We start from the raw sequence: 12,760 nt of genomic DNA, 5'->3' as shown, positions 1-12,760 counted from the left end.
GGGCCCGGGTGGGGACTGTCTCCACATTGGGACTCCCAAGAGGAGAGAACCCTCACCCGGCGCTTCGCGCCGACCTCCCCGCAAGCGGGGGGAGGTGAAGCAAACTCGCAACCGATTCAACCTGATCGGATCAGGCTCTAGAGCAAAAGCCTAATCAAAACAATGCTTTTTGCCTGAGATACGGATGGGGCGGCTCAATCCAGGTCGTTCACGACCCGAACGCCGGCAGCGGCCATTCCCTCGCGCGCAGCCGCAAGCGAGCCGGACAGATCGATTGCCCGGCAGCCGGCTTCCACGACCACGGTCTCGAAGCCGAGCCGGCGTGCATCCAGCGCGGAATAATGCACGCAGTAATCAGTCGCGAGCCCGGCCATGAAGATCCGCTTCAGCCCGCGCTCGCGCAGGTAGCCGGCAAGGCCCGTCGGCGTGGTGCGGTCGTTCTCGTAGAACGCGGAATAGGAATCGATCGCGGAACGGAAGCCCTTCCGGATCACAAGCTCCGCTCTATCGGTCGAAAGCTTCGGATGGAATGCGGCGCCTTCCGTCCCCTGCACGCAATGGTCCGGCCACAGTGTCTGCGGACCATAGGGCATGGCGATGGTTTGGAACGGAGCCGAGCCGGGCCGCGAGGTGGCAAAGGAACTATGGCCGGGCGGATGCCAGTCTTGCGTCAGCACCACATGATCGAACCGCACGGAGAGCCGATTGATCACCGGCACCACCGCGTCGCCCTCGGCAACCGCCAACGCGCCGCCGGGGCAGAAGTCGTTCTGCACGTCGACGATGAGAAGCAGGTCGTCCGGATGAATCTGCATGGGCAACTCGGCGGTGGTTGACCCCGGAGCTTAGCCGAAAACCCGCAGCGCTGCAGCACCCAACCTCAGGTCCCGATGCGCAGCGAGGCGCGCTGCTTGCGCAGATAGGCGATCACCGACAGCGCGGTGATGCGTCCGGTGCGCGGATTTTCGGAAGGGATGTTCTCGATCGTCATCGAGAGCCGCGCCGAATCGGAATCCACCTCGATGCGGTGGGTGTTGCGCGTCACGGTCGGGTCGGCCCAGATCTCCACTCTGGTACGATCAGCGCCGATGCCGGCGAGCGACAGCGCGACGGCGACGTTGAGGTTGGCGGGAAAGCCCTTTGCCGCCTCGCGCGCGGTTCCTTCGAAGATCCGCAGCGGCTCGGAGAGCCCTTCGACGCTGATGTCGTTCTCGACCAGATAAGGCGCGCCGACGAGCCCGAGTGGCGGCTTCCGCGTCACCAGCCGGACCGAATGGATGGTGCCCTCGGCCGCTGCGGTGACGGCGTCAAGCCCGATCAGCGCACCGGTCGGCACCACGATCTGGCCGCCGCTTTTCTTCGCAAGCGCGATCAGGTCCTCGTTCTGCAACAGCGCGCCGACACTGAGCACGATCGCGGTCCTGCCGCGCTCGATCACCGGCGCCACGATGGAGCGCACCAGCCTGCTCGGCGCGCATTCGACGACGATGTCGGCGGCGTCGGCGAGTTGCTCGATCGGCAGGATCTTTGGCGGCGTCTTCAAATCATTGAGCCAGGCCTGGTGCTTGGCGATGTTCTGCACCGACACCGCGGTGAGCACCAATCCCTCGATGCCGCGATCCAGTTCCTTCACGACGCTCGCACCGATCGCACCGAGGCCGGCAACGGCCACGCGGGCTCCGGATCGGGCGCTGCTCGAATCCACCATTCAAACTTCTCCAAGGAAAGAGGACCGTCCTCTCCCCCAGACACAGCCTGATGTCAATCGTCCCGCGCGAATGCCATCGTCAGGCGAGCTTGGGATAGGTCGCCTTGTCGAAGAAGCTCGCGCCCGCGACATATTTGCGGCCCGGCGACATGTCCGGCTTCTCCTCGCCCTCGCCGCCGCATTCGAAGGTCAGCTCGAGCTGCACGCCGCTGGGGTCATAGACGAACAATTGCCAGAGCGTGGTCCCCGGCACGATGAATTCGCGCCAGTCGAGCCCCGCCGCCTTGAAGCGGGAGACGAACGAGCGATAGCCGGAACAGGACAGCGAGACGTGGTCGATCGCCGCCGTTCCCGCCGGCGCCTTGCCCTCGGGACCGAGCGCGGGACCGCCGGCATAGATATGCATGATCGCGAGTCCGCCGGGCTGCGGGCAGCCGAGCCAGGCGCCGGGGTAGCCGAAATCGGGACGCGCGAATTCGCGCAGCCCGATGATCTCGGTGTAGAACTTTCGCGTGGCTGCCAAATTCTCGGTCTTGATGGCGATGTGATAGAGCCCGTGCACGGTTGCGATCGGCAGCGTCGGTTCGGCTCTGGTCATGACATTGATCTCCTCAAATGCTTGGCCGCTATATTCGCGGCAGTCCGACGTCGCAATAGAGCGACTTCAACTTGTTCAGAAATGGCGGCTCGTTCTTGTGCAGGGTCCCCGCGACCGGATCGGCGCCTGCCAGCATCGTATCGGTTGCGTGAAGTGAGAACTCCATCACGAAACGCATGCGGTCCTTGCGCAGCACTTCGAACTCGGTGAGCCAGCTTGCGACATCGCGGCTTCCGCTGCTGTAGCGCTGCATGATCAGCGCGGCCGCATTGGCGGCATCCTCCAGCGCCTGGGTCGCGCCCTGCCCCAGGGTCGGCACCATGCCATGGGCGGAATCGCCGAGATAGAGCACGTTGCAATCGACGGCGCGATAGAGCACCTCATGCTCCTGCATCCGCGCCCAATGAGTATCGGCGACATTGTTGCAGACGGTGTCGATCAGCCAGCGGGCCTGGTCGCTCGGCGGCGCCGCACGCGGGGTGTAGACGGCGCGCAGGACGTCGGGCGTCTTCTGGCTCTCGGAGATCTGCGCCTCGGGATCGATCGGAAACGTGCCGGCGACGTAGACGTGGTCCGCGGGCACGCGGAAGGACAACAGCCGGTTCGGTCCGTTGAACCACTGCTCGTAATCGTCGATCAGGCCGTTTGAGGTATCCGGCACCAGCACGCGGAAGATCGCCACTCCCGTCGGCATGATCCGCGGCTCACCGGAGATCGCGCGGCGCACCTGCGAGTAGCGGCCGTCGCCGGCGATCAACAGATCGATGTTGTCGAGCCGGTGCGTGTTGCCGTCCTGCGTCCAGGTGACGGAGGTCTTGCGCGGATCGGCACCGTCGCGGCCGACCTCGACGATCTCGCAGCCGTAGGACACCGTGTCACCCGCCGCTTCACGCAGCACGCGATAGAGCTCCGACCAACGGATGCGCCAGCCCGGTCCGTCCGCGACCTCCTCCAGCGGCAGGTCGAACAGCACGGTGCCGTCGGTCAGCGAGATCCGCCAATTGTCCCAGAGAAAGCTCGCAGCGGTGATACGATCGGTGAGTTCAGGATCGATCAGCCTCATCGCCTTGACGGCGTTCGGCCCGACATTGAGTCCGGTGCCGGCTTCGGAATGATCGTCGCGCGAGACCCGCTCGAGGCAGGTCACCTCCACTCCGTCGAGGCGCGCGAGCCGGCGCGCCATCACGCAGCCCGCGACACCCGCGCCGATGATGACGATGCGCATCAGGCCAGACCTTCCTCTTGCGACGCAATGACGGCAATCAGGCCGCCGCCATCGGGGCCCTGATGTTCGGCGCCGCCGGAGACGAAGATCCTGCCATCGCCGATCACGCCGGCGACGAGGCCGGCAACCGCGCCGCGGATGTGGCGCTGCGCATTGATATCGGTGTCGTCGAGCATGGTGTGCCGGTTGCCGCGAATCCTTCCGCGCCGGTCGGGCTCGCATTTGGCCAGCACACTGGCAATGCGCTGGGCGTCCGCGGCGGAGACCTGCGGCCTCGCCGCAATGCCGAGATCGGCGAGCACGTCGACGACCGCGCCGATGTCGAGCGCATCAGCCATCGGCCGGTGCGAGATGCGCAGCGATCCACTCCAGCGCGGGCTGTTGCCGAGCACGACGACCTCATTGCTTTCGACCTCGACGCCCGAGGAAATGCTGGCGCGCGGCGACTGGATCGAAAAATCGCTGAGCAGCGATGCGTCGGTGAAGGCCGACGGCGCCAGTTCATCGAGCGCGACCGCCACGCCGAATGCACCGGCGGCGCGGGCAAAGGCCATCGACTTGTTAGGATCGTTGGTGAGCGGCGTCTTGCCGGCGGCGATCGCGGCCGCGGCGCGGGCGACCGTCACGCAGGGGCATTTGACCTGCACGAAATGGACGTCCTCCAATCGCTCGATCCCAGCCTTGGCGATCGCGGCGCGCACGGCATTGGCGACGCTGTCGACATGGGCACGGCGGCCGACATCCTCGGCCGGCACCGGTTGGCTGAAGGCGGTGCCGATCGCGAGCGATGATCCGGTGCGCAGCGCCGGTTCGGCGTCGCTGATGCAGAACACGCTGTAATGCGGGCTCATCACACCCTCGGTGCCGCCCGAGAGCACGCAGGGGATTTCGTGGAGCAGCTGCTCTGCCGGCTTGTTGAGATATTTCGACAGCAGCAGCATCAAGGTCTGGGTGAAGTAGCCACGGGTAAAATCATTGACGCCGCCATTGCCCTCCGTCTTGCCGATGATGGCGACGACGTCGGCGGCACGGACCGTGCCGTCCGCGATCAGGCGATCGAGCTCGGAGAGATCGCCGGGATGCGCCATTGAAAGCCGAAAGACCCCCGCCGTCCTCATGGCACGCTCGCCTTGATCAGTTCGAAGATCCGGCTCGGGCTCAAGGGAATCTCCAGCAGTTCGACGTTCTTTTCCTTGAGCTGCAGTGCATCCTCGATCGCCTGCGCGAACAGGGGACCGACGGGAATCGCGCCGGCTTCGCCCGCGCCCTTGATGCCCAGCGGATTGAGCGGCGACGGCGTCACGGTGTGGCCGAGCTGCATGCGCGGCACGTCGAGCGCGGTCGGCAACAGATAATCGGCGAGCGAGGCGTTCAGCAGCTGGCCCTGGTCGTCGAAAACAAGCTTTTCGTAGAAGGCGTTGCCGATGCCCTGCGCGACGCCGCCATGGATCTGGCCTTCGAGGATCAGCGGGTTGATCACCGTGCCGCAATCATGGACGACGACGTATTTCAGGATCCTGATGTCGAACGTGTCAGGGTCGACTTCGACGATCATGGCATGCACGCCATTGGCGGTGGCGCCGCTCGGCGGGCCGAAATATTGCGTCGATTCCAATCCCGGCTCGGTGCCGGGCTTCACCGCACCGCGCATCGGGTTGGCGCGCCGCGCCAGTTCGCCGAGGCTCAAGAATTTTTCGGGAATGCCGACGATCGAGATCTTGCCGTCGGCAAGCACCAGATCCTCCTCGGCGCATTCGAAGGCGTCGCTGGCGAGCTTCAGCGCCTTCTGCCGGACCGCGCGCGAGGCCTCGTTGACGGCATTGCCGGCGACAACAGCGCCGCGGCTGGCAAAGGTGCCGGCGCCCCAATAGAACTGGTCGGTATCGCCGGTGACGATGTCGACATCGGTGACGTCGACGCCGAGTTGGTCGGCGACAATCTGGGCGAAACTCGTGAAATGCCCCTGCCCCTGCGTGCCGATGCCGGTCGCGACGCTGACCTTGCCGTTGGCCTGCACCTGCACTTTGGCGCCTTCATAAGGCCCGATGCCGGTGCCCTCGACGTAGCAGGCGATGCCGATGCCGACATGACGGCCTTGCGCGCGCAGTTTCTCCTGCTCCTGCCTGAACCCGGAATAGTCGATCGCCTGCAGCGCCTGGTCGAGCACCGGCTCGTAATTGCCGCTATCGTATTCGAGAACAGAGAAGTCCTGGTAGATGATGCCGTTCTTGTAGGGGAACGCATCGGCGGGGATGAGGTTGCGCCGGCGGATCTCGGCGGGGTCGATGTTCAGTTCGTGTGCGGCAAGATCGAGCAGACGCTCGATCACGAACACGCCGTGCTGCCGTCCGGCGCCGCGGTAGGGCGTCACGATCGGCAGATTGGTGAAGACGGCAGTGAAGGTCGAGTCGTAGGCCGGCACCACGTAGGGCCCGAGCAAGGTGCACTGGCTGTTGATCGGCACCGTCAGCCCGTAAGGATCGTAGGCGCCGCCGTCGTGCAGGAAGACGTCCTTGACGCCGAGGATGCGGCCGTCGTGCGCGACCGCGATCTCGGCGTCATGGATCTGGCCGCGCTCATGCGTGGTGGCGAAGAAATGTTCCAGCCGGTCCTCGATCCATTTCACCGGACGGTTGAGCCGCATCGAGATCCAGGGCAGCGCGACCTCTTCCGGATAGAACATCATGATCTTCGGCCCGAAGCCGCCGCCGACGAACGGTGCGATCACGCGCACCTGCCGCTCGCCGAGGCCGAGCACGGCGGCGAGACCGTTGCGGACGAACACCGGCGCCTGGGTCGTGTCCCAGATCGTCATGTGCTGGCTGCGCGCTTCCCAATGCGCCACCACGCCGCGGGTCTCGATGGTTGACGAAATGCCGTGTTCATAGGCGAAGCGCCGCTTGATCACCAGATGCGCATTCGCGGCGGCGGCGCGATAGTCGCCCTTGCTCTGATGCACATGCGCTGAGACGTTGGAGCCGAGATCGTCGTGCACCAGCGCTGAACCGGGCCGCAGCGCCGCCTCGAGATCAATCACCGCCGGCAGCGGCTCGAGATCGACATCGATATCGTCGAGCGCATCCTCGGCGATGTAGCGGCTCTCGGCGACGACGACGGCCAGGGGCTCGCCGACATGCCGGACCTTGTCCTTGGCAAGCGGCACCTGCGTGCGCAGGTTGAACACGCTGCCCGGGATCGGCGGTGGCGGCACCAATAGCGGACCGCGCTGCCAATAGTCGCCGTAGTCGTCGGCGGTGTAGACCGCGACGACACCCGGACGCTGCAGCGCGCGGGAAACATCGATGCGCGCGATGCGCGCATGCGCGGCCTGGCTGCGCAGGAACGCCGCGTGCAGCATGCCCGGCAGCTCGACATCGTCGATGAACAGCGCCTGCCCGGTGAGGAGCTTGCGGTCCTCGTTGCGTTTGACTGGGGCGCCGAAGAAACGCGTAGTCATGGCGCGGCCGCCCGCATCGCCTGCGCCGCCGCCATCATGGCGTCGACGATGTGCTGATAGCCGGTGCAGCGGCAGAGATTGCCCGACAGCACCTCGCGGACCTCGTCCTCCGACGGCTGCGGGTTCTGCTTCAGGAACGCCGTCATCGTCATCAGGATGCCCGGCGTGCAATAGCCGCATTGCAGGCCGTGATGATCGTGCATCGCCTTCTGCACCGGACTGAGTTCGCCGGCATTAGAGGCGAGCCCTTCGATGGTCGAGAGCTCGTGACCATTGGCCTGCACCGCGAGCATCAGGCAGGAGCGGATCGGCGCGCCATCCAGCAGCACGGTGCAGGCGCCACAGACGCCGTGCTCGCAGCCGACATGGGTGCCGGCAAGCAACAGATCGTGGCGCAGGAAATCGCTGAGCAGCATCCGCGACTCGATGCTGCGCCGATAAGGCGTCCCGTTGACGGAGACACTGATCTCGTGGCGGTCAGGCTGCATTTGCCGCTCGCTGATAGGCCGTGCGGATCGCGCGCTGCGCCAGCACGCCGGCAAGATGCCGCTGATAATCGGCGCTGGCGTGGACGTTGCCGGCGGGCTCGATCGCCGCCTGAATGGCGGCAGCGGCGGCCTTGATCGGCCGATCGGTGCAAGGCTCGCCGATCAGGGATGCAGCAGCCTCGCTGGCATCGAAGGGCGTCTCGCCAACGCCGCATAGCGCGAGCCGGACCTTGGCATAGCGGCCTTCCGTGTCCAGTGTCACGATGGCTGCCACACCGGCGATGGCAAAGTCGCCACGGCGCCGCGCAACTTCCATGAAACAGGAGCCACTGAGTGGCGGCAGTGCCGGAAACTCAACATCGACCAGCATCTCGTCGGCGGCGAGATCGGTGGTGAGCGAACCCTGGAAGAACTCCGATGTTGCAAGCTGCCGTTCGCCGCCCGCGGATTTCAGCCGCATCCGCGCTTCCATCGCGACCGCCACAGCAGGAAGCTCGGAAGCCGGATCGGCATGCGAGAGATTGCCGCCGATAGTGCCGCGGTTGCGGATCTGCGGATGCGCGATATGTGGCAGCGCATCGGCGAACAGCGGACAGGAGCGAAGGAATCCGTTGTCCTGTTCGAGCGCGCAATAGCGCGTCAGTGCGCCGACGCGAATGGTTGGGCCGTGATCGATGCCGGCCAGATCATCCAGACCATTGATATCGATCACGACCGCCGGCCGCGCCAGGCGAAAATTCATCGCCGGGACCAGGCTCTGGCCGCCGGCGAGGAATCTCGCCTCGTCGCCATGTTCGGCCTTGAGCGAGAGCGCGTGATCCAGCGACGAAGCCGCGATGTATTTGAAGGGAGCAGGCTTCATAAAGGCTCGTTCGACGAACGCATCCGCATCGGCTCGAAACAGGAGGCGAAACTATCTGTAGTTTAACAATGCCAGTCAAAAGTCGGCGAGCCCAAAGGCGCCTAGAACTGCATGTAAATGCAGCTAATCCCTGCTCATTCTTCTTACGTGTGCATAAACATTGGGCGGCACAGAAAGTCGACGGGCACGACGCGTTGCTTCCTCACGTCATTGCGAGCGAAGCGAAGCAATCCATCTCAACGCTCGCGGAGGCATGGATTGCTTCGTCGCTACCGCTCCTCGCAATGACGGTGGGGCCGGTCACGTTCCGCCGGCGAGCATCTTCACCAGGCGATAGAGATAGTCCTCGCCTTCGTAGAATGATTTCACCAGAATCCGTTCATCCTTGCCGTGGGCGCGGATGTCGCTGATATCGGCAGCGAGGCCGGAATGGCCGTAGGTCGGGATGCCCGCGTTGCGCAGATAGCTGCCGTCGGTGGCACCGGTGCTCATGGTCGGGATCACCGCCGCGGTCGGCCAGAACTCGCGCGACAGCTTCTCGATCGCGCCCATGATCTCCTCGTGCAGGGCCGACGGCGCGCTCAGCACGGCCTGGCCCATCTGGGTGACCTGGATCTGGTCGTCGGCGAGCACGCGCTCCAGCGTCGCCTTGACCCCGTCGACCGGCTCGCCCGGCATGATGCGGCAGTTCACCTTGGCGGTCGCAAGCTGCGGCAGCGCGTTCACGGCGTGGCCAGCCTCGAGCATCGTCGCCACGCAGGTGGTGCGGAGCTGCGCGTTATAGGCAGGATTGGCCGCGAGCCGGACAAAGGACATCGCGGCCGGATCGGGCTTGTCCGAAAGCACGGTTCGGATGTCGGATGCCGTCTGCTCGCTCTCGAACTGCGCCGTGCGCTCGAAATAGGCCCGCGTCGTCTCGTTCAAATTGATCGGGAAACTGAACTTCGAGAGGCGGACCAGGCCTTCGGCGAGGCGATAGATCGCGTTGTCCTTCAGTGGCACCGAGCTGTGGCCGCCACGGTTCTTGACTTCGAGCAGGAAGCTCACCGAGACCTTCTCGGAGGTCTGCACGCTGTTGCGGATCGGCTTGCCGTCCTTCAGACCAACGCCGCCGCCCTCGTTGAGCGCGAATTCGGCATCGATCAGGTCACGTTTGTTCTTGAGCAGCCACTGAATGCCGAGGCCGTTGGCGTCCAGGATCTCCTCATCCGTCTCCAGCGCCAGGATGATGTCACGGTCAGGTCTGTAGCCCTCTTTCTTGTACCGGATCAGGTTGGTGACGAAGGCCGCGGCCATGTATTTGTCGTCGCCGCTGCCGCGGGCATAGAAATAGCCGTCCTGCTCGGTCAGCTTGAACGGATCGACCGACCAGTCCTCGCGATTGGCCGGGACCACGTCGATATGGGCGAGCAGGAGGATCGGCTTGCGCGCGCCGCTGCCGCGCAGCCGCGCCACCAGATTGCCCTTGCGCGGCGCCGGCGAAAAGACCTGCACGTCGCTGTCCGCAAAGCCGGCGGCGCGCAACCGGGCAGCCATCGCCTCCGCCGCCTTGGCAGTGTCGCCGGTCGCGGTGACGGTGTTGATCTCGATCAGCTCTTGATAGACGTCGCGCGCGAACTGCCGCTCCGGGCTCAGTCCCTCCGCGGCGACCGCGGGGGTTCCCAGCAAAGCTACGCCGAATACGGTCGACAGCAGGATTGAAAGCCTTGGTCTGACGTTTCCAACCATCTTGGGTCTCCGATGCCACTCGCCCCAGTTGTGCGGCATTCAGACAGGGACGCTGAGGTTTTGCAAGATGGCGCGGCTGGTGACGGCGCGGCGCATCCGGCGGCAACAGTCAAGCATTCGATTGCTCCTTCGCTACAAATTGAAGAAGAAGCGGCTCGATCCGGCGGCAGACTCCTGCCGTGTCGTACGACTGATTAGCCAATCATTCGTGCGAAGCTCGTCCTTAGAGCGATTCAAGTCCAGCGCGGTTCTTTCTGTTCGCATCGGCTGCTAAAGGCACCGCCCTAATCTCGTCGTGGAAGTGAATCGAAGTGAAGTTCAGTGCTGTTCGCCGTCTCGTGGGAGACCATCGACATCGGGGCGGCGGAAGCCGCGCGCATTTTTTCCTCGGCACCGTGGCCCTGTTGGCTGGTTGCTCATCTTCAATCACAATCGCGCGGGCACAATCGAGCGTGACCTTGCCGGCGGTGACGGTGGAATCGCCGGCGCAGAAGCGCAAGCCGGCACGTCCAGCGACGCCGCCCGCGCAGCGGACTCGAGCAGCAACGGCGGCTGCTCAACGAAATCGAAATGTTACGCCGGCGCAGCCCACGCTATCGGAGCGTGCGGCGGCGGCCGCGGCTGCGCTTTATGAAGCCAAGCTGGGCTATCGCGCGATGCCCAGTTCGACCACGCTGCGCACCGGCGCCTCCCCACTCGACACCTCGCAAGTCGTCAACGTCGTGCCCGAGCAGGTGCTGAAGGATCAATTGCCGCGCAATCTCGACGATGCGCTCGTCAATGTCAGCGGCATCACCCAGACCAATACGCTTGCCGGCACTCAGGATGCCGTCATCAGGCGCGGATTCGGCGATAATCGCGACGGCTCGATCATGCGCAACGGCATGCCGCTGGTTCAGGGCCGCAGCCTCAACCCGGCCGTCGAGAGCGTCGAGGTGCTGAAGGGACCTGCCTCGCTGTTATACGGCATCATGGATCCCGGCGGCATCGTCAACACCATCAGCAAGCGCCCGGAACTCTATCAGCACGGATCGATCACCCTGCTCGGCTCGACCTACGCCGACAACAAGAACGGCGCCGATGCGACCTTCGATATCACCGGGCCGATCGGCAAGGACGGTCTCGCCTATCGCTTCATTGCCTATGGTGTCAACGAGGATTACTGGCGCAATTTCGGGCGTCACCGCGAAACACTGATTGCGCCGTCGCTGGCGTGGTATGGCGACACGACCACGGTACAGCTCAATTACGAGCATCGCGATTTCATCTATCCGTTCGACCGCGGCACGGCGTTCGATCCGATCACCAAATCGCCGCTGCCTATTCCGGCGACGCGCCGGCTCGATGAGCCCTTCAACAATATGTGGGGAACATCCGATTTGGTACAGGGTTCGGTCGAGCAACGGCTCAATGAGGATTGGAAGCTCTTCGCCGCCTATAGCTACAACACCGAGACCTTCAGCGCCAACCAGCTCCGCATCACCCGCGTCAATGCATTGACCGGCATCGAGACGCGCAGCAATGACGGCACGCAGGGTTCGCTCAGCAATGTGAGCTACGGGACATCCTACCTGCAGGGCGGCTTCTGGATCGGCGGAATGCGCAACGATGTGCTGTTCGGCGGTGACGGCCAGTATCGCACGATCTACCGCAAGAACCTGATCCGGCAGGCGACTCCCTCGTTCAATTTCTATGATCCGGTCTATGGACTGATCCAGCCGGGCACCACGGTCTCCGCCAGCGACAGCGACCAGACCGACAAGCTTGGCCAATATTCTCTGTTCTTCCAGGATACGCTGCATGTGACCGATCGGTTCGCGGTGGTCGCCGGCGTGCGCTACATGGATTACGACCAGCTGGCCGGGCGCGGACGCCCGTTCAAGGCCAACACCGATCTTTCCGGAGACAAGGTGCTCCCGCTCGGAGGTGTCATCCTCAAGCTCACCGACCAACTATCCCTCTATGCAAGCTATACGCAGTCGCTGAAACCAACCTCGACCATCGCGCCCCTCACCGGCGGCGTTGTGATTGGTTCCAATATCGCGCCCGAAGAGGGCGTCTCCTGGGAGACCGGCGCCAAGTTCGATATCAACAAGCGGCTCTCGGGTACGGTGGCATTCTACGATATCGACAAGAAGAACGTGCTGGTATCGCAGCTCAACAGCGCTACCGGCATCGTCGAATTTCGCACCGCCGGCAAGGTGCGCTCGCGCGGTATCGAGGTCGACGTCACCGGAAGGCTGACCGACAACTGGAGCATGATCGGCAGCTATGGCTACACCGACGCGCGGGTGATCGAAGATCCGACACTGGCCGGCATGGCGCTGCAGAACGTCGCCCTGAACACGGCCTCGCTTTACCTGGTCTACGACTTCGGCACCGCGTTGCCGGGCCGGCTGCGGCTCGGCGCCGGCGCGCATTATGTCGGCGACCGGCCCGGCGACGCAGCAAACACATTCGTGCTGCCGTCCTATGTCGTCGCCGACGTGTTCGCAAGCTACGAGACCAAATATGAAAACCTGCCGGTCATCTATCAACTGAACGTCAAGAACCTGTTCGACACCGTCTATTATCCCTCCGCGGTGAGCAACCTGAACGTCGCGCTCGGCGACGCGCGGCGCGTCTCGCTCTCGGCGACGGTGAAGTTCTGAGATGGGACTCTCGGCGAAAGCATCGCGGCAGAGTGAAAACAAA

General features: G+C 64.2%; 10 protein-coding genes. 1 reads left to right on the top strand and 9 read right to left on the bottom strand.

The window, feature by feature from the left end:
* Nucleotides 1–194: 194 nt before the first annotated feature.
* The 9 genes from pncA to I6F35_RS32715 all read right to left on the bottom strand — a co-directional run bounded on the left by pncA (nucleotide 195) and on the right by I6F35_RS32715 (nucleotide 10,066).
* Entirely contained in the window at nucleotides 195–815 is a 621-nt protein-coding gene (gene pncA / locus I6F35_RS32755; protein WP_225121772.1) for a bifunctional nicotinamidase/pyrazinamidase, read from the bottom strand.
* Nucleotides 816–880: 65 nt separating this feature from the next.
* Nucleotides 881–1,708 (bottom strand): aspartate dehydrogenase, encoded by an 828-nt coding sequence (locus I6F35_RS32750; protein WP_225121771.1) that lies wholly within the window; start codon nucleotides 1,706–1,708, stop codon nucleotides 881–883.
* 79 nt (nucleotides 1,709–1,787) lie between these two features.
* Nucleotides 1,788–2,306 (bottom strand): VOC family protein, encoded by a 519-nt coding sequence (locus I6F35_RS32745; protein WP_130580480.1) that lies wholly within the window; start codon nucleotides 2,304–2,306, stop codon nucleotides 1,788–1,790.
* Nucleotides 2,307–2,334: 28 nt separating this feature from the next.
* Nucleotides 2,335–3,531 carry an NAD(P)/FAD-dependent oxidoreductase gene (locus tag I6F35_RS32740; RefSeq protein ID WP_225121770.1) on the bottom strand — a complete coding sequence of 399 codons (1,197 nt, stop codon included), beginning with the start codon at nucleotides 3,529–3,531 and terminating at the stop codon, nucleotides 2,335–2,337.
* Nucleotides 3,531–4,649 carry a ring-opening amidohydrolase gene (locus tag I6F35_RS32735; RefSeq protein ID WP_225121769.1) on the bottom strand — a complete coding sequence of 373 codons (1,119 nt, stop codon included), beginning with the start codon at nucleotides 4,647–4,649 and terminating at the stop codon, nucleotides 3,531–3,533. Before I6F35_RS32735 ends, I6F35_RS32740 begins: the two co-directional genes overlap by 1 nt.
* Entirely contained in the window at nucleotides 4,646–6,988 is a 2,343-nt protein-coding gene (locus tag I6F35_RS32730) for a xanthine dehydrogenase family protein molybdopterin-binding subunit (protein ID WP_225121768.1), read from the bottom strand. Before I6F35_RS32730 ends, I6F35_RS32735 begins: the two co-directional genes overlap by 4 nt.
* On the bottom strand, nucleotides 6,985–7,476 hold the full coding sequence (locus I6F35_RS32725) for a (2Fe-2S)-binding protein (RefSeq protein WP_225121767.1): 492 nt from the start codon (nucleotides 7,474–7,476) through the stop codon (nucleotides 6,985–6,987). Before I6F35_RS32725 ends, I6F35_RS32730 begins: the two co-directional genes overlap by 4 nt.
* Nucleotides 7,466–8,338, bottom strand: coding sequence for a xanthine dehydrogenase family protein subunit M (locus I6F35_RS32720; RefSeq protein WP_225121766.1), 873 nt, complete (start codon nucleotides 8,336–8,338; stop codon nucleotides 7,466–7,468). Before I6F35_RS32720 ends, I6F35_RS32725 begins: the two co-directional genes overlap by 11 nt.
* Before the next feature lie 300 nt (nucleotides 8,339–8,638).
* Nucleotides 8,639–10,066 carry a M20/M25/M40 family metallo-hydrolase gene (locus I6F35_RS32715; RefSeq protein WP_225121765.1) on the bottom strand — a complete coding sequence of 476 codons (1,428 nt, stop codon included), beginning with the start codon at nucleotides 10,064–10,066 and terminating at the stop codon, nucleotides 8,639–8,641.
* A 656-nt stretch (nucleotides 10,067–10,722) separates the two neighbouring features.
* Here I6F35_RS32715 and I6F35_RS32710 point away from each other — a divergent pair.
* Nucleotides 10,723–12,717, top strand: coding sequence for a TonB-dependent siderophore receptor (locus tag I6F35_RS32710; protein ID WP_225121764.1), 1,995 nt, complete (start codon nucleotides 10,723–10,725; stop codon nucleotides 12,715–12,717).
* The last annotated feature ends 43 nt before the right edge of the window (nucleotides 12,718–12,760 follow it).

Origin of the sequence: Bradyrhizobium sp. BRP22, from assembly GCF_020194175.1 — a bacterium.
Taxonomy (GTDB): Bacteria; Pseudomonadota; Alphaproteobacteria; order Rhizobiales; family Xanthobacteraceae; genus Bradyrhizobium.
Note: the sequence above shows the minus strand (reverse complement) of the source record. Positions and strands in the feature narration are given on the sequence as shown.

Excerpts from the sequence above, each read along its gene's own strand:
- pncA (WP_225121772.1), bottom strand. The coding sequence starts at position 815 with ATGCAGATTCATCCGGACGACCTGCTTCTCATCGTCGACGTGCAGAAC.
- I6F35_RS32750 (WP_225121771.1), bottom strand. The coding sequence starts at position 1,708 with ATGGTGGATTCGAGCAGCGCCCGATCCGGAGCCCGCGTGGCCGTTGCC.
- I6F35_RS32745 (WP_130580480.1), bottom strand. The coding sequence starts at position 2,306 with ATGACCAGAGCCGAACCGACGCTGCCGATCGCAACCGTGCACGGGCTC.
- I6F35_RS32740 (WP_225121770.1), bottom strand. The coding sequence starts at position 3,531 with ATGCGCATCGTCATCATCGGCGCGGGTGTCGCGGGCTGCGTGATGGCG.
- I6F35_RS32735 (WP_225121769.1), bottom strand. The coding sequence starts at position 4,649 with ATGAGGACGGCGGGGGTCTTTCGGCTTTCAATGGCGCATCCCGGCGAT.
- I6F35_RS32730 (WP_225121768.1), bottom strand. The coding sequence starts at position 6,988 with ATGACTACGCGTTTCTTCGGCGCCCCAGTCAAACGCAACGAGGACCGC.
- I6F35_RS32725 (WP_225121767.1), bottom strand. The coding sequence starts at position 7,476 with ATGCAGCCTGACCGCCACGAGATCAGTGTCTCCGTCAACGGGACGCCT.
- I6F35_RS32720 (WP_225121766.1), bottom strand. The coding sequence starts at position 8,338 with ATGAAGCCTGCTCCCTTCAAATACATCGCGGCTTCGTCGCTGGATCAC.
- I6F35_RS32715 (WP_225121765.1), bottom strand. The coding sequence starts at position 10,066 with ATGGTTGGAAACGTCAGACCAAGGCTTTCAATCCTGCTGTCGACCGTA.
- I6F35_RS32710 (WP_225121764.1), top strand. The coding sequence starts at position 10,723 with ATGCCCAGTTCGACCACGCTGCGCACCGGCGCCTCCCCACTCGACACC.